This window comes from Micromonospora sp. NPDC005305, assembly GCF_040607315.1.
GTDB lineage: Bacteria > Actinomycetota > Actinomycetes > Mycobacteriales > Micromonosporaceae > Micromonospora.
The window spans coordinates 39847-56128 of sequence record NZ_JBEXGL010000011.1 but is presented as its reverse complement, the minus strand read 5'-3'; the positions used below and the strand labels follow the sequence as shown (position 1 = coordinate 56128).

The following is a 16282-nucleotide window of genomic DNA, read 5'->3' as shown; positions in this document are numbered from 1 at the left end:
ATGTCGAGTCCCGCCGAGCGGTACGCCGCGGCGCGCCGCCGGGCCGCGCAGGCCTCCGCCTTTCCGGCCCTGGACGAGTTCGCGCTCGATCTGGGGTTCGACCTGGACGACTTCCAGCGGGAGGCGTGCGAGGCCCTGGAACGGGGAAGCGGCGTGCTGGTCTGCGCGCCCACCGGCGCCGGCAAGACCGTGGTGGGCGAGTTCGCCGTCCACCTGGCGCTGCGCGGCGCCCCCGGGAAGCCGGCGGCGGCCGACGGCGGCGGCGGGCCGACCACCCGGCGCAAGTGCTTCTACACCACGCCGATCAAGGCGCTGTCGAACCAGAAGTACCACGACCTGGTCGACCGCTACGGCGCCGAGCAGGTCGGCCTGCTCACCGGCGACAACGCGATCAACGGGGACGCGCCCGTGGTGGTGATGACCACCGAGGTGCTGCGCAACATGCTCTACGCCGGCTCGGCCACCCTGGAGGGCCTGGCCTACGTGGTGATGGACGAGGTGCACTACCTGGCCGACCGGTTCCGCGGCGGCGTCTGGGAAGAGGTGATCATCCACCTGCCCGCCTCGGTCACGCTGGTCTCGCTCTCCGCCACCGTCTCCAACGCGGAGGAGTTCGCCGACTGGCTGGTCACCGTGCGCGGCGAGACCGCCGTGGTGGTCAGCGAGCACCGCCCGGTGCCGCTCTGGCAGCACATGCTGGTCGGCAGGCGGATGTTCGACCTGTTCCACGACGCCGACGCGGCGCGCAAGCACGACGTCCATCCCGAGCTGCTGCGCTACACGCGGGACACCGTGCGCCGGCTGGAGCTGGGGGAGGGGCGCAGCGCCGGACCCGGCGCGGGCCGGCGCGGCCCCCGCTGGCGCGGCCCGATGCGCCCCGACATCGTCGAGCGGCTGGACCGGGAGAACCTGCTCCCCGCGATCCTGTTCATCTTCAGCCGGGCCGGCTGCCAGGCGGCCGTCCAGCAGTGCTTGGCCGCCGGGCTGCGGCTCACCTCGCCCGAGGAGCGCACCGAGATCCGCCAGGTGGTCGAGTCGCGGATCACGGCCATCCCCGGCGAGGACCTGACCGTGCTGGGCTACTGGGAGTGGCTCGACGGGCTGGAGCGCGGGCTCGCCGCCCACCACGCCGGCATGCTGCCCGCGTTCAAGGAGGTCGTCGAGGAGCTGTTCGTCCGCGGTCTGGTCAAGGCCGTCTTCGCCACCGAGACCCTCGCCCTGGGCATCAACATGCCGGCCCGCTGCGTGGTGCTGGAGCGCCTGGTCAAGTTCAACGGCGAGGCGCACGTCGACCTCACCCCGGGCGAATACACGCAGCTCACCGGGCGGGCCGGCCGGCGCGGCATCGACGTCGAGGGGCACGCCGTGGTGGTCTGGTCGCCGGAGACCGACCCCCGGCACGTCGCCGGCCTCGCCTCCACCCGCACCTACCCGCTGCGGTCCAGCTTCCGGCCCTCCTACAACATGGCCGTCAACCTGGTCGGCACCGTCGGCGCGGAGCCGGCCCGGGCCCTGCTGGAGTCCTCCTTCGCGCAGTTCCAGGCCGACCGGTCGGTGGTCGGCCTGGCCCGGCAGGTCCAGCGCAACACCGAGACCATCGAGGCGTACGGCGCCGAGGCGTCCTGCCACCAGGGCGACTTCGACGAGTACTTCGCCCTGCGGGTGGCCATCGCCGACCGCGAGCGCGCCATGGCCCGCGAGGGGCAGACCCAGCGCAAGGCGGCGGCCGTCGCCTCGCTGGAGCGGCTGCGGGTGGGTGACGTGATCCGGGTGCCCTCGGGTCGGCGGGCCGGCCTGGCGGTCGTGCTCGACCCGGCCACCGGCGGCTTCGGCGAGCCCCGCCCGCTGGTGCTCACCCAGGACCGGTGGGCCGGTCGGGTCAGCCCCGGCGACTTCACCACCCCGGCGGAGGTGCTCGCCCGGATCCGGGTGCCCAAGCACTTCAACCACCGCTCGCCGGCGGCGCGGCGGGACCTGGCGGCCGAGGTCAGCGGCACCGGGCTGGACCGGCACGGCGGTCGCCGCGGCGGTCGCTCCCGGCAGGCCGTCGGTGAGGATCACCGGCTCAGCCAGCTCCGCACCGAGCTGCGCCGGCATCCCTGCCACGCCTGCCCGGACCGGGAGGAGCACGCCCGCTGGGCGGAGCGGCGGCGCCGCCTGGAGCGCGACACCGAGGAGCTTCGCCAGCGGGTGGCGGGGCGGACCGGCTCGCTGGCCCGCACGTTCGACCGGATCGTCGCGCTGCTGACCGCGCGCGGCTACCTCTCGGCCGACGGCGAGGTCACCGACGCCGGCCGGATGCTGGGCCGGATCTGGACCGAGGCCGACCTGCTGGTCGCCGAGTGCCTGCGCCGCAAGGTGTGGGACGGGCTGTCCCCGGCCGAGCTGGCCGCCGCCGTGTCGGTGGTGGTCTTCGAGGCCCGCCGCGACGTCGACGAGCGGGCTTCGCTGCCGCGCGGCGCGGTCGTCGACGCGGTCGACGAGACGCTGAAGCTGTGGGGCGACATCGAGGCGGACGAGGCCTCCCGCGGCCTGGCGGTCACCCGCGAACCGGACCTGGGCTTCGCCTGGCCGATCTACCGCTGGGCGCGCGGCGAGGCGCTCGCCAAGGTGCTCGCCAGCGGGCACCAGATCGACGGCGAGATGCCGGCCGGCGACTTCGTCCGCTGGTCCCGGCAGGTGGTCGACCTGCTCGGGCAGCTCGCCGACTCCGGCGGCGCCTCCACCGAGCTGCGCTCCACGGCCCGGCAGGCCATCGCGGCGGTCAACCGGGGCGTGCTGGCCTACCACGCCGCTGCCTGATCATCACTTCCGGTCATCGAGGCCGGAGAATCGACGCATCGCTCCGTCACTGTGACACCACCGCCCGGAACGGCCGGGGGTGGTGTCATGCCCGATCGACGACACCCGGATGATTGCCGAGGCGCAAGTGTTACGCGCCGGTAGCCAGCAGGGGGGAAGTCCGTCATGGCAGAGATCAATCACTTCGAGTACGGGTGGATCACCCCGGCGCTCAGCTACGCGCTGTCCGTGCTCGGCTCGGCGCTCGGGCTGGTCTGCGCCGGACGGATCCGCACCGCCACGGGGGCCGGCCAGCGGGCCTGGTGGGGCCTCCTCGCCGCCTGGGCGCTCGGCGGCACCGCGATCTGGGCGATGCACTTCGTGGCGATGCTCGGCTTCGCCGTGGCCGGCACCCGCATCCGGTACGACGTCCCGCTGACCGCCGCCAGCACGGCGATCGCGGTGGCCGCGGTCGGTATCGGCCTGGCCATCGTGGGCACCGGCCGGCTGTCGGCGGTCCGGCTGCTCGCCGGCGGCCTGTTCACCGGCGCCGGGGTGGCCGCCATGCACTACACCGGGATGGCCGCCATGCGGCTGGACGGCACTTTCGGCTTCGACCAGGCCCGGGTGGCGCTGTCCGTGGTCATCGCCGTGGTGGCGGCCACCGTGGCGCTCTGGCTGTCGATGACCGTCCGCCGGGGGCTGGCCGTCGCCGCCTCCGCCCTGGTCATGGGCGTCGCCGTCAACGGCATGCACTTCACCGGGATGAGCGCCCTGTCGGTGCACCCGCACGCGTCGCGCGGCGAGCTGGCCGGCGCCGAGGTGAACGGACTGCTCGTGCCGATCATCCTGGCCGTGGTCTCCGGCGTGGTCGGGCTGGTCTACGCGCTGCTCGCCGCCCCCACCGACGACGACCGCGCCGGAGTCGCGTACCTGGACGCGCGGCGGGACGGGTCGGCGCAGGACGTCGCGGCAGAGCCCGCCCCCGATCCGGTGGGCCTGCGCGGCCGGTCGACCCTCGGCCAGCCGGGCACGCCGTTCCCGTCGCGCCGGGACGCCAGCCCCCGCTGACCGCTTCCGGTCGTCAGGCGCGGGCGGTGGCGAGCGCGTCCACGAGACGCCGGCACGAGCCGGCGAGATTCCACCGCTGCGCCAGCTCCAGCAGCCGGTCCGGGTCCGCCGGCGCCGTCGGCAACGCGGTGGCCAGGTCGGGCAGCGGCACGTCGAGGGCGACCCGCACCACCTTCGGCGCGACGGCCAGGTAGTCCCGGGCCGCGTCGAGCTTGGTGCGCAGCCCGGGGGCGAAGCCGGAGCCCGGGTCGTCCAGCGCGGCGAGGATGCCGGGCAGGCCGTCGTAGCGCTCGATGAGGCGGGCCGCGGTCTTCTCGCCCACGCCGGGCACGCCGGGCAGGCCGTCGCTCGGGTCGCCGCGCAGCGCCGCGAAGTCGGCGTAGCGGTCGGCGGGGACGCCGTAGCGGGCGCGGACCGCGGCGTCGTCGCAGTCGTCGAGCTTGGCCACGCCGCGCCCGACGTAGAGCAGCCGCACCTGGCGGTCGTCGTCGACGAGCTGGAACAGGTCACGGTCGCCGGAGACCACCTCGGCCGGGCCGGGCTGGGTCACCGAGAGGGTGCCGAGCACGTCGTCGGCCTCGTAGCCGGTGGCGCCCACCGCGGGGATGCCGAGCGCGTCGAGGACCTCCAGGATCATCGGCACCTGCGGGGAGAGCGTGTCGGGCACCACCTCGCCGCCCTGGGGCGCCACCCGGTGCGCCTTGTACGACGGCAGCAGCTCCACCCGCCACGCCGGTCGCCAGTCGTGGTCGAGCGCGCAGACCATCCGGTCGGGCCGCCGGGTGCGGACCAGCTGGGCCAGCATGTCGAGGAAGCCACGGACGGCGTTGACCGGCTGGCCGTCGTCCGTCTTCGCCGCCGACTCCGGGATGCCGAAGTAGGCGCGGAAGTAGAGGCTCGGGGAGTCGATCAGCAGGATCGGGGGTCGGTGTGCCACGCCGACAGCCTGGCACAGCCCACCGACGAGGTGGGGGACGGACGCCCGCCGCGCTCGGCTCACCCGCTCGCGGGTGGAAACCGGGCGGCGCGGGCGGCCGGCGGTGCGCAGACTGGCAGGGTGACGTTCGTACCCGGGCTGACCCTGGCGCACCGGTTCCACGACGAGGTGGTCGCCCCGCTGCTGGCCCGCCGGCTGCCCCGCCTGCGCTACGCGGCCGGGCTGCTCGACGGCGGCTCCGAGCTGCTCGGCCTGGACACGCCCCGGTCGACCGACCACGACTGGGGGCCGCGCACCCAGCTCTTCGTCGCCGAGGCGGAGGAGGTGGCGCCGGTGCGGGCGGTCCTCGACGCGGAACTGCCGGCCGAGTTCCTCGGCTGGCCGACCCGGTTCACCGGCGGCCCGACGGTCCGGCTCGGCGTGGCCCGCGCGGACGGCGAGCGGCACGGGGTGAGCGTCGACGAGCTGGGGGCCTGGCTGCGGGAGCGGCTGGGTGGGGACCCGCGGGCCGGGATGACCGTGGCGGACTGGCTGGCCGCGCCCACGCAGCGGCTCGCCGAGCTGACCGGCGGCGCGGTGTTCCACGACGGGCTGGGCGGGGCGCTCACCGACGTCCGGGTCCGCCTGGCGTGGTACCCGGACGACGTCTGGCGGCACGTGCTGGCGGCCGGATGGCAGCGGGTCGGGCAGGCCGAGCACCTGGCCGGCCGCTGCGCCGAGGTCGGCGACGAGCTGGGCAGCCGGGTGGTGACGGCCGGGCTGGCCCGCGACCTCATGCGGCTCGGCCTGCTGCTGCACCGCCGCTGGCCCCCGTACGCGAAATGGCTCGGCACGGTCTTCGCGGCACTGCCGGCCGCGGCGCCGGTGGTGGACGCGCTGGCTGTCGCCCTCGGGGCGGGCGGGTGGCCCCGGCGGCAGGCCGGGCTGGTGCGGGCGCTGGAGACGGTGGCGGCGTGGACCAACGACACCGGGCTGGCGGCGCCGGTCGACCCGGCCGCCCGGCCGTTTCACGACCGGCCGTTCCTCGTCCTGCACGCCGACCGGTTCACCGCCGCGCTGCGCGCCGCCATCGCCGACCCGGCACTGCGCGCCCGCCCGCCGGTCGGCGCGGTGGACCAGTACCTGGACAACGTCGACGTGCTCACCCGCCCGGCGCGGGCCCGCCGGGTCGCCGCGGCCGTCCTGCCGGACTGAGCGCCCCTCGGGTCACCCGGCCGCCGCCACGAGGCCACCGCGGCGGCCCGGGCCAGGTCGGCGCCGACCTGTGCCCCGCGCAGCGGCAGCCGTTGGACGATCACGCCGGCGGGGAGCCCGATGACCAGCCAGGCGACGCAGCTCGCGGCGGCCACCAGGCCCATCTCGAACGCGGACGCGTCCAGCACGGTCAGCGCGGTGAGCGGCAGCGCGACCGCACCGACCGCCGACCCCACCGAGCTGGTGGTGCCGGCGGTCCACCAGCGCCAGAACACCCCGGCCCCCTGCCCGACGGATATGCCGCCAACCCCCGATCCGAGCCAGTTAGTTCCAGACTGAAACGGACTATAGTCGGGACTGCTGACCGAGCGGGAGGTGGGATGTGAGACGGGCGGACCTCGGCGACGCCGACTGCGGCATCGCGCAGGCGCTCGGCGTGCTGGGCGACTGGTGGACCGTGCTGATCGTGCGCGAGATCGCCGGCGGCGTCACCCGGTTCGACGGGCTGCAGCGCGAGCTGGGCGTCAGCCGGCGGGCGCTCACCGAGCGGCTCGGTGGGCTGGTGGCGCACGGCGTGCTGCGGCGCGAGCCTTACTCGGCGCACCCGCCGCGCCACGACTACCTGCTCACCGCGAAGGGGGAGGCCCTGCTGCCGGTGCTGGTCGCCCTGCAGGACTGGGGCACCCGGCACGTGATGGGCGACGGCGCGCTGACCGCCACCGCCGACGAGGACTCGGCCGAGGCGCGCCGGGCGCACCGGCTGGTCGGCCGGCGCGTACCCCCGATGAGCCTGCCCCGGCACGACGGCGGCTCGGAGCCGCCGGCGGCGCCCGGGCGGTGGACGGTGCTCTACCTCTTCCCGGGGGCGTTCGCGCCGGGCGCGCCGGCCCTGCCGCCCGGTTGGGGCGAGATCCCCGGCGCCGCCGGGTGCACGCTGGAGTCGCGGACGTACGCCGACCGCCACCCGCTGTTCCGCGCGGCCGGGGCCGAGGTGCGGGGGGCGAGCACCCAGCGCCCGGACCAGCTCGCCGCCTTCGCCGCGCACGCCCGATTGCCGTTCCCGCTGCTGTCCGACGAGGACGGTCGGCTCGCCGCCGGCCTCCTGCTGCCGACCTTCCGCGCCGGTGGCGCGGCCCGGTTGAAGCGGCTCACCCTGCTGCTGGACTCGGAGGCGGTGGTGCGGGCGGTGCAGTTCCCGGTCACCGACCCGGCCGGCTCGGTGGACGAGATGCTCGCCGAGGTGCGCCGCCGCACCGCCGCGCAGGCGGCCTAGGCGCCGGCCTCCGGCCCGGCCGCTCGCCACTCGGTGGCCAGCAGCGACCAGACCTCGATGTCGAGCCGCTCGCCGAGGAACGGGAAGGCGGCCCGAAGCACGCCCTCGCGGGTCATGCCCAGGCGCCGCGCCACGGCCCGGCTGCGGGCGTTGTGCGGGACCGTCCGCCATTCCACCCGGGCCAGGCCGCGTTCGCCGAGCGCCCAGTCGATCATCCGGTGGGCGGCCCGGGTCACCAGCCCGTGCCCCTCTGCCTCCGGGGCGAGCCAGACCCCGATCTCGCAGGTCCCGACCGCGGCGTCGAAGGTGCGGAACAGGGTGCCGCCGACCAGTTTCCCGTCCAGCCGGATGCCGTGGATGGAGCCGGCGTCGCGGGCCTGGGCGTCGGCGTAGCGCTGGAGGAAGGCCCGGGCCGTGTCGGTGTCGGTGATCGTGTGCGCCCAGGGCAGCCAGGGCGCGAGGTGGATGCGGGTGCGCGCGACGAAGTCGGCGAACTCCGCCGCCTGCCACGGGGCGAGCGGGTGCAGGGTGGCCCGGTCGGTGAGGGGAAGGGAGAACATGTCGCTCCAAGGTGCGTACCGAACGTTTGTTATGTACTCTAGCCCCATGCCGGCACGGGGTGACCACGACGCCCGCCGCGCCGACGTCTCGGCGGCGGTCTGGCGGGTCCTCGCGGCCCGCGGGTTCGGCGGGCTGACGCTGCGGGCCGTCGCGGCCGAGATGGGTGTCTCCACCGGCCTGCTGACCCACTACTTCCCGAACAAGCGGGCCCTGGTGCGGCACGCCGTCGACGTGGCCGAGCGGCACACCGACGCGCGCGACCGCCACGCCGCCGCGGGGGAGGGCCGGCCCGCGCTGCGGGCCGCCCTGCTCGACGTGCTCCCGCTGACCGACGAGGCGACGGTGATGAGCCGGGTCTGGGTCAGCTACTGGGACGGCGCCCTGGCCGACGAGGAGTTCGCCGCCGACCAGCGCCGCCGCTACGACCGGTGGCGGGCCCGGCTGCGGTCCCACGTGGACGCCGCGCTCGGCGGGGCGGGCGCCGACCCCGACGCTGTGGTGGCCACCTGCGCGGCCTTCGCGCACGGCCTGGTCGTCCAGGCGCTCTTCGACCCGGCGGCGTTTCCGGCCGACCGGCAGGTGGCCCTGCTCGACCGCTTCCTGGCCGATCTGTTCCCGGTCTGAGCCACCGCTCCGACCACTTCCGGAAGTTGTTGTCGGCCATTCGGCCGGGGCCTAGACTCCGGTTCGGATCGCATATCTGCGACCGTCTATCTCGTCTCCGAGGGTCCGGGCCGCCGTCGAAGGCGCCTCGCCGGCGAGCACGCCGCGGGCGCACCCGCCCCGCGCGCCGTCCTCACCACCCGAGGAGATTCCATGCTGCACAGAAGAGGAAGGCGCCGGCTGTTCGGCGCCGCCCTCGTCGCCGCCGGGCTGGCCGCCCTGGCGACGGTCACCGCCCCCGGCCCCGCCGCCGCGGCCGCGCTGACCGAGGTGACGAACTTCGGCGCCAACCCGAGCAACCTGCGGATGTACCTGTACGTCCCGGACACCGTCGCCGCCCGGCCGGGGCTGCTCGTGGTCAACCACTACTGCACCGGCACCGGGCCGGCCATGTACTCCGGCACCCAGTTCGCGGCGCTGGCCGACCGCTACGGCTATCTTGTCGTCTACCCGTCGGTGACCCGGAGCAGCCAGTGCTTCGACGTCTCCTCGCCACAGGCGCTGCGCCGCGACGGCGGCAGCGACCCGGTCGGCATCAAGTCGATGGTCGACCACGTGCGGCAGCGGTACCCCGTCGACCCGAACCGGATCTTCGCGACCGGCGTCTCCTCCGGCGCCATGATGACCAACGTGCTGCTCGGGCTCTACCCGGACGTGTTCAGCGCCGGCGCGGCCTTCGCCGGGGTGCCATTCGGCTGCTTCGCCACCACCAACGGCTCGGAGTGGAACAGCGAGTGCGCCAACGGTCAGGTCGTGAAGACCCCGCAGCAGTGGGGTGACCTGGTCCGCAACGCGTACCCGGGCTACAGCGGGCGGCGGCCCCGGATGCAACTGTGGCACGGGACCAACGACGAGACGCTGCGCTACCCGAACTTCACCGAAGAGATCAAGCAGTGGACCGACGTGAACGGGTTGGGGCAGACGCCGGCGTACACGGACAGCCCGCAGGCCGGCTACACCCGCACCCGCTACGGCGGGACCGGCGGCACCGCGCCGGTCGAGGCGATCAGCATGCAGGGGGTCCCGCACAACCTGCCGGTCGACGCGGCCCAGGCCGTGCGCTTCTTCGGCCTGGACACCACGACGCCGACGACCCCGCCGCCCACCAGCCCGCCGCCGACGAGCCCCCCGCCCACGACGCCGCCGCCGAGCACGCCGCCGCCGTCCGGCGGGTGCCGGGTCGCGTACGGGGTGAACGCGTGGAACAGCGGGCTGACCGCGTCCGTGACGATCACCAACACGTCCGCCACGGCGGTCAACGGCTGGAGCCTCGCCTTCACCCTGCCCGCCGGACAGAGCGTCACCAACGGCTGGAACGCCACGTACGCCCCGGCCAGCGGGGCGGTCAACGCCCGCAACGTCTCCTACAACGGCACCATCGCCCCGAGCGGCTCGGTGAGCATCGGCTTCCAGGCCACCCACACGGGCAACACCGGGCGGCCCGCCTCCTTCACCCTCAACGGCACCCCCTGCACGGTCGCCTAGCCGGGCGGCGGCCGCCGGGAGGAGCCTCCCGGTGGCCGCCCCGCGCTTAGTTCCGGACTTTTCACAAGGCGCGAAAAAAGCCTCGCGTCCCGCGTCGAGGAATTGACATGCATCCCTGTCCGGAGGAAGGGTCCAGCGGAACGGCGACGGCAACTTGTTGGTAACCCGTTCGTCGTTCCGCACCCCACCACCCCCGCCAGGGAGACGCCCATGTCACCCGTCCCGCCGCACCACAGCCCACCCCGCCCGCCCCTGCGCCGGCTGCTCGCCGTGCTGGCCGCGCTGTTCGCCACCGTGGCACTGGTGGCACCGCCGTCCCCGGTCCGGGCGGCCGACCCGTTGCTCTCGCAGGGTCGGCCCACCACGGCCTCCTCGGTGGAGAACGCCGGCGTCCCGGCCAGCAACGCCACCGACGGCAACGCCGGCACCCGGTGGGCCAGCGCCTTCGCCGATCCCCAGTGGATCCAGGTCGACCTGGGCGCCACCGCCACCGTCTCCCGGATCACCCTGGCCTGGGAGGCCGCGTACGCCCGGGCGTACCAGATTCAGACCTCGACCGACGGCGCCACCTGGACCACCGTCTTCAGCACCGCCGCCGGCGACGGCGGCACCGACGACCTCACGGTCAGCGGCACCGGCCGCTACGTGCGGATGACCGGCACCGCCCGGGCCACCGCCTACGGCTACTCGCTGTGGGAGTTCCAGGTCTACGGAGCGACCGGCGGCGGCGCCGGCTGTGACACGGCGACCAACGCGGCGCAGGGCCGGCCGGCCACCGCCTCGTCCACCGAGAACGCCGGGACCCCCGCCGCCGCGGCGGTGGACGGCAGCGCGACCACCCGCTGGGCCAGCGCGGCGAGCGACCCGCAGTGGCTCCAGGTCGACCTCGGCAGCGTCCGCACCCTCTGTCGGGTCGTGCTGAGCTGGGAGGCCGCCTACGGGCGGGCGTACCAGATCCAGACCTCCACCGACGGCGCCGCCTGGACCACCGTGTACGCCACCACCACCGGGGACGGGGGGTCCGACACCCTCACCGTCAGCGGCTCCGGCCGCTACGTGCGGGTGTACGGCACCGCCCGCGCCACCGGCTGGGGATACTCGCTCTGGGAGGTCACCGTGAACACCACCGGCGGCGGCACCATCCCGGGCGGCGGCTCGCTCGGGCCGAACGTCATCACGTTCGACCCGTCGATGTCCAGCGCCAGCATCCAGAGCCAGCTCGACGCGGTCTTCCGCACCCAGGAGTCGAACCAGTTCGGCACCCAGCGGTACGCGGTCATGTTCAAGCCGGGCGACTACTCGGGCATCAACGCGCAGATCGGCTTCTACACCTCGATCATGGGGCTCGGCCGGAATCCCGGCGACGTCCGGATCCACGGGGACCTCACCGTCGACGCCGGCTGGTTCAACGGCAACGCCACCCAGAACTTCTGGCGGTCGGCGTCCAACATGCAGGTGTTCCCGTCGGCCGGGTTCACCCGGTGGGCCGTCTCGCAGGCCGCGCCGTTCCGCCGGATGGACATCCAGGGCGACCTCAACCTGGCCCCGAACGGCTACGGCTGGGCCAGCGGCGGCTACCTCGCGGACAGCCGGGTCACCGGCGTGGTCCAGCCGTACTCGCAGCAGCAGTGGTACACCCGGGACAGCAACGTGGGCGGCTACCTCAACGCCGTGTGGAACATGACCAGCTCCGGCGTGGTCGGTGCGCCGGCCACCAGCTTCCCCAACCCGGCGTACACCACCCTGGCGCAGACCCCGGTCAGCCGCGACATCCCGTACCTCCACCTCGACGGCGGCGGCAACTACCAGGTGTTCGTCCCCTCCACCCGGACCAACGCCAGCGGCGCGTCCTGGCTGGGCGGCGCCACACCCGGCACCTCGGTGCCGCTGAGCCAGTTCTACGTCGCCAAGCCGGGCGACTCGGCCGCCACCATCAACGCGGCGCTGGCGCAGGGTTTGAACCTGCTGTTCACCCCCGGCGTCTACCCGGTCGACCAGACCATCACGGTCAACCGTCCCGGCACAGTGGTGCTCGGCGTCGGCTACCCGACGCTGATCCCGCAGAACGGGGTGACCCCCATGACCGTCGCCGACGTGGACGGGGTCCGGCTGGCCGGGCTGCTCTTCGACGCCGGCCCGGTCAACTCGCCGGTGCTGCTCCAGGTCGGCCCGGCCGGCTCGGCCGCGAGCCACGCCGCCAACCCGACCTCGATCCAGGACGTCTTCTTCCGCATCGGCGGCGCCGGCGCGGGCAAGGCCACCACGAGCCTGGTGGTCAACCAGAACGACGCCCTGATCGACCACATCTGGGCGTGGCGCGGCGACCACGGCACCGGCATCGGCTGGACCGTGAACACCGCCGACACCGGCCTCATCGTCAACGGCAACAACGTGACGGCACTCGGGCTCTTCGTCGAGCACTACCAGAAGACCGAGGTGATCTGGAACGGCAACAACGGGCGGACGATCTTCTTCCAGAACGAGTTGCCGTACGACCCGCCGAGCGCGTCGGCCTGGATGAACGGCTCGCGGGTCGGCTACGCCGCCTTCAAGGTCGCCGACGGGGTCAGCTCCTTCGAGGGCTGGGGGATGGGCAGCTACTGCTACTTCAACGTCGACCCCACCATCGCGGCGTACCACGGCTTCGAGGCGCCGACCAGGGCCGGTGTGCGGTTCCACAGCCTGCTCACCGTCTCGCTGGGCGGCAACGGGTCGATCACCCACGTCATCAACGACACCGGTGGCACGGCCCAGGGCACGAACACCGTTCCGGTGAACGTGGTCAGTTATCCGTGACCGGGCCGGGGGCGGCAGGGAGACCTGCCGCCCCCGCGCATGACGGTGGCCCCGGCGGGTACGCGACCCGGACGGGGAAAGCAGCGGGAACGGAGGAACGGGATGAAGGTCCGAAGCTCCCTGCGCGCGCTGAAGCGCAAGGCCAACTCGATCGTGGTACGCCGCCGCGGCAAGGTGTTCGTGCTCAACAAGGCGGATCCCCGGCAGAAGGCCCGGCAGGGCTGACCGAGGTGGCGGACATCCTCATCACCGGGGCCGGCAGCGGCCTCGGCCGGGGTGCCGCTCTCGGCCTGGCCCGGGCCGGCCACCACGTGATCGCCGGCGCCGAAATCTGGCCGCAGGTGCGCGACCTGCGCGCCGAGGCCGAGCGGGCCGGAGTGAGCCTCGACGCGATCAAACTGGACGTCACGGACGCGGCCGACCGTGCCGCCGCCCGGCGGCACCGGGTGGACATCCTGGTGCTCAACGCCGGCGTCCAGGAGGCGGGGGCGGTGGTGGAGATCCCGATGGAGCGCGTCCGCCGGTCCTTCGACGTGAACGTCTTCGCGCACCTGCACCTCGTGCAGGACCTCGTGCCGCCGATGCTGGAGCGCGGCGCCGGCAAGGTCGTCTGGGTGTCCTCCGCGGTCGGCATCCGGACCCGGCCGTTCGTCGGCGTCTACGCCGCCACGAAGCACGCCATCGAGGCCCTGGCCTGGGCCATGAAGGGCGAACTGGAGCCGCGTGGCGTCCGCGTCGCCGTGGTCAACCCCGGCCCCTACCGGACCGGCTACAACGACACCGGCGTCGAGGCGATGTCCCAATGGTGGGACCCCTCGACCGCCCTGCTGGACCGGCCCGACTTCGCCGACTACCTGGAGCACCAGCGCGACCCCGAGGAGATGGTCGAGGAGATGGTCCGGGTGATCCCGGCCGACCGGCATCCCTTTCGGACCGCGTGGCCGGAGGAGATGCGGCAACAGCTCAGGGAGTTCGAGTCGCAGGTGTGGGACACGACGGCGTGACCTCGGCCGGGGGCACGTCCTCGCCGCGACGTCCGGGCGCGAGCAGCCGGGCGGCCGCGAACCGCGCCAGCGGGCCGTAGATCCGGGCCGAGTCGGTCAGCGCGGAGAAGTGCGACGAGGCGTTGCCGGCCTGATAGCGGGTGGCGATGGGGACCTGGGCGATGGGCAGCCCGGCCCGGGCCGCGTGCAGCAGCACGTTCATCTCGTACTCGAACCGCTCGCCGGGGACGGTCCGCAGCCAGCCGAGCAGCCCGGCCGGGCAGGCCCGCAGCCCGGTCTGAGTGTCCCGCACGGGGACGCCGGTGGCGAGGCGGAACGCCGCCCGGGTCGCCGCGTTGCCGAACCGGCTGCGCAGCGGCACCTCGCCGTCGAACCGGCGCACGCCCAGCGCCAGCGCGCCGGTGTCGCGCATCCGGTCGGCGACCCGGGCGACGTCGGGGATCAGGTGCTGCCCGTCGGCGTCCACGCACACCACGTCGCGACCCGGGTGGTGGCCGACGGCGTACCGGAAGCCGGTCTTCAGCACGATGCCCTTGCCCCGGTTGACCCGGCGCCGCAGCACCGTGGCGCCCCGGTCGCGGGCCGCCGCGAGCACACCGGCGGAGGTCGGGCCGCTGCCGTCGTCGACGACCACCACGTGCGCGGCGGGCAGCGCGGCGGTCAGGTCGTCGACGAGCCGCGGCAGGCGGTCCCCAGGTCGGTACACCGGCACCAGCACAATCACGGAACCTCCCGGGTGGACCCGTCGCCCGCCGGCCCCGCCGTCGGGGCCGATCGACGATCGTCCTTACCCGAGGCGCGGGCCGGCGAATCCCGCCCGGGTCAACGGCGGAACAGGCCCGCGACGCGCTCCGCGGAGCGGGCCAGGCCGTGTTCCCGCCGCAGCAGCGCCTCCGGGGTACGCAGGCCGAGGTAGCACACGCGGCTGGCGGCCCGGGCCACCCGCTCGCGGCCGGCGGGCACCGGGTCGGGCCCGGTCACGGGCACATCCAGCAGCGTCGCGCCGGACAGCCCGAGCACCTTGCCGGCGAGGAACCGGATCCGGGGCAGGTGCCACGGGTGGGAGACCAGCCCGAGCGGCCGGGCCGGGGTGAAGACCTCACCGGCGAGCAGTCCGTCCTGGACGGTGTGCGCCAGGTTCTGCAGGGTGGTCCGGGACCGGGTCTCGGCGTGCAGCCGGGCGTACCCGTCGAGGCCCGCGGCGCGGGCCAGGGCCAGCATCAGCTCGCCCTCCCGGGAGCCGGCGGGCGGGCCCGGCGCCCCGGCGGGGCCGTGCGGCCAGCCGCCGGTGAACACCACCCGCGCCCCGGCGGCCCGCCGGAAGTCGGCCGCGTGCGCGCGGACGTACCCGATGGCCGCCCGGGCGCGGGCGACGCTCCCGGCGCTGAGCCGGTAGCCGTCGTCGCCCGCGACCACCCCGCGTCCGAACACCAGCAGCACGGTGGCGGTCGGCGTCATCCGACCCACGGTACGCCGGCCGGCGTCCGCCCTCGTCCGCGTCGCGCGGCGTTCAGTCCTCGTCCGCGCCGGGCGGCCAGGGCGGCTCACCCACGCCGGTGACCCGCACCCCGCCCCACGGGTCGGCCTCGGCGAGCCGGCCCCGGGCGACCCGCTCGCCGACCCGCACCTCGACGTCGCGCCGGCCGGAGCGGAGCAGCCGCAGCATGCGCGGGTCCGGCTCGATGCGCCCGGCCCAGTGGTAGCGCCCGTCGACCGGCTCCCAGCGCCCGCTGGCGTGCAGCCGGACCGGGGTGCCGGCGACCTCGACCGGACCCTGCCAGCTCACCGCTCGATCCGCTCGTGCGCGCGGGTCAGCTCGGGAGGCAGGTCGGCCCCGCGCCGGACCCCTTCGATGCCGCTCCAGAGCAGGGTGGTCAGGTAGTCGGTGAGCGCGGCCCGGCGGATGGGCTGGCCGTGGGTGGCCCACCAGTCGCCCACCGCCTGCACGAACCCGACCAGCCCGTACGCCCAGGGCTCGGCCGGGCCGGCGTCCAGCCCGAGCGCGCGCAGCCGGTCCCCGATGACCCGGGCCAACCCGGTGGCGACCTGCCGGCTGGTGCCGGCCACCACCTGCTGGATGCCGGGATGCCCGGCCTCGTGCAGCAGGAACCGGTAGAGCGTCGGCTCGGACTCGATGATGCTCAGGTAGGCGTCGATGGTCGCCTCGACCAGCGCCCGCTCCTCGCGGACCCGCTCGACGGCGGGGGCCACGGCGTCGACGACCCGGGCCGCCACCACCTCGCTGACGGCCAGCCAGAGCTGGGCCTTGTCGGCGAAGTAGCGGTAGAGCACCGGCTTGCTGACCCCGGCCGTGGCGGCCACCTGATCCATGTCGACGGTCGGCCCGTGCCGCAGCAGCGCCTGCACGGCGGCGCCGATCAGCTCCTGCCGCCGCTGCTCGCGGTGGCCGGCCCAGCGGTCGCGCCGGCCGGTGCGCGGGGGCGTGGCCGGCTCCGGCGGTGGGTCCGAGGCATTGACATCCGTGGAGGTGCGTCGCATGCTACCACTCGTAACAGT

Annotated in this window: 15 protein-coding genes and 1 pseudogene; 9 read left to right on the top strand and 7 right to left on the bottom strand. The window is 74.8% G+C overall.

Translation table 11 applies throughout. From position 1 onward, the window contains the following. Both ABZS80_RS19660 and ABZS80_RS19655 read left to right on the top strand, forming a co-directional pair. A complete protein-coding gene (locus tag ABZS80_RS19660; protein ID WP_355057712.1) occupies nucleotides 1-2802 on the top strand; it encodes a DEAD/DEAH box helicase in 2802 nt (933 codons plus the stop codon). 165 nt (nucleotides 2803-2967) lie between these two features. Continuing rightward, the gene (locus ABZS80_RS19655; protein WP_355057710.1) at nucleotides 2968-3852 is read left to right on the top strand and encodes an MHYT domain-containing protein; all 885 of its coding nucleotides are present in this window, start codon (nucleotides 2968-2970) and stop codon (nucleotides 3850-3852) included. A 13-nt stretch (nucleotides 3853-3865) separates the two neighbouring features. On the opposite strand, the gene ABZS80_RS19650 is transcribed toward ABZS80_RS19655, so the two are convergent. After that, a complete protein-coding gene (locus ABZS80_RS19650; RefSeq protein ID WP_355057708.1) occupies nucleotides 3866-4789 on the bottom strand; it encodes a 5'-3' exonuclease in 924 nt (307 codons plus the stop codon). Nucleotides 4790-4909: 120 nt separating this feature from the next. On the opposite strand from ABZS80_RS19650, the gene ABZS80_RS19645 reads away from it, so the two are divergent. Then, complete coding sequence (locus ABZS80_RS19645; protein WP_355057706.1) at nucleotides 4910-5983, top strand: DUF4037 domain-containing protein; 1074 nt, start codon at nucleotides 4910-4912, stop codon at nucleotides 5981-5983. Nucleotides 5984-6018: 35 nt separating this feature from the next. Here the strand turns inward: ABZS80_RS19645 and ABZS80_RS19640 are convergent. Then, a pseudogene (locus ABZS80_RS19640) lies at nucleotides 6019-6282 on the bottom strand (MFS transporter); the annotation flags it as partial. 83 nt (nucleotides 6283-6365) lie between these two features. Between ABZS80_RS19640 and ABZS80_RS19635 the strand changes: the two are divergent. Further along, complete coding sequence (locus ABZS80_RS19635; RefSeq protein ID WP_355057704.1) at nucleotides 6366-7256, top strand: winged helix-turn-helix transcriptional regulator; 891 nt, start codon at nucleotides 6366-6368, stop codon at nucleotides 7254-7256. Here the strand turns inward: ABZS80_RS19635 and ABZS80_RS19630 are convergent. After that, nucleotides 7253-7816: a GNAT family protein gene (locus ABZS80_RS19630; RefSeq protein WP_355057702.1), complete on the bottom strand. Its 564-nt coding sequence runs from the start codon at nucleotides 7814-7816 to the stop codon at nucleotides 7253-7255. The two genes, ABZS80_RS19635 and ABZS80_RS19630, sit on opposite strands and share 4 nt — an antisense overlap. A gap of 46 nt (nucleotides 7817-7862) precedes the next feature. Here ABZS80_RS19630 and ABZS80_RS19625 point away from each other — a divergent pair, with 46 nt between their 5' ends. The 5 genes from ABZS80_RS19625 to ABZS80_RS19605 all read left to right on the top strand — a co-directional run bounded on the left by ABZS80_RS19625 (nucleotide 7863) and on the right by ABZS80_RS19605 (nucleotide 13765). Beyond that, complete coding sequence (locus tag ABZS80_RS19625; protein ID WP_355057700.1) at nucleotides 7863-8441, top strand: TetR/AcrR family transcriptional regulator; 579 nt, start codon at nucleotides 7863-7865, stop codon at nucleotides 8439-8441. A gap of 192 nt (nucleotides 8442-8633) precedes the next feature. Beyond that, entirely contained in the window at nucleotides 8634-9965 is a 1332-nt protein-coding gene (locus ABZS80_RS19620) for a PHB depolymerase family esterase (protein WP_355057698.1), read from the top strand. A 210-nt stretch (nucleotides 9966-10175) separates the two neighbouring features. Then, nucleotides 10176-12761, top strand: a complete 2586-nt coding sequence (locus tag ABZS80_RS19615) for a discoidin domain-containing protein (RefSeq protein WP_355057696.1) — start codon at nucleotides 10176-10178, stop codon at nucleotides 12759-12761. A gap of 102 nt (nucleotides 12762-12863) precedes the next feature. Further along, on the top strand, nucleotides 12864-12986 hold the full coding sequence (locus ABZS80_RS19610; RefSeq protein WP_091265774.1) for a 50S ribosomal protein L36: 123 nt from the start codon (nucleotides 12864-12866) through the stop codon (nucleotides 12984-12986). Between the two features lie 5 nt (nucleotides 12987-12991). Next, the gene (locus ABZS80_RS19605; protein ID WP_355057693.1) at nucleotides 12992-13765 is read left to right on the top strand and encodes an SDR family oxidoreductase; all 774 of its coding nucleotides are present in this window, start codon (nucleotides 12992-12994) and stop codon (nucleotides 13763-13765) included. Here ABZS80_RS19605 and ABZS80_RS19600 read toward each other — a convergent pair. The 4 genes from ABZS80_RS19600 to ABZS80_RS19585 form a co-directional block, all read right to left on the bottom strand. Further along, nucleotides 13725-14489 (bottom strand): glycosyltransferase family 2 protein, encoded by a 765-nt coding sequence (locus tag ABZS80_RS19600; protein WP_355057691.1) that lies wholly within the window; start codon nucleotides 14487-14489, stop codon nucleotides 13725-13727. The two genes, ABZS80_RS19605 and ABZS80_RS19600, sit on opposite strands and share 41 nt — an antisense overlap. Before the next feature lie 98 nt (nucleotides 14490-14587). Then, complete coding sequence (locus tag ABZS80_RS19595) at nucleotides 14588-15223, bottom strand: YdcF family protein (RefSeq protein WP_355057689.1); 636 nt, start codon at nucleotides 15221-15223, stop codon at nucleotides 14588-14590. A gap of 52 nt (nucleotides 15224-15275) precedes the next feature. After that, nucleotides 15276-15551: a DUF4873 domain-containing protein gene (locus ABZS80_RS19590; protein ID WP_355057687.1), complete on the bottom strand. Its 276-nt coding sequence runs from the start codon at nucleotides 15549-15551 to the stop codon at nucleotides 15276-15278. Then, a complete protein-coding gene (locus ABZS80_RS19585) occupies nucleotides 15548-16264 on the bottom strand; it encodes a TetR/AcrR family transcriptional regulator (protein WP_355057685.1) in 717 nt (238 codons plus the stop codon). The genes ABZS80_RS19590 and ABZS80_RS19585 overlap by 4 nt, the downstream gene beginning before the upstream one ends. Between the last annotated feature and the right edge of the window lie 18 nt (nucleotides 16265-16282).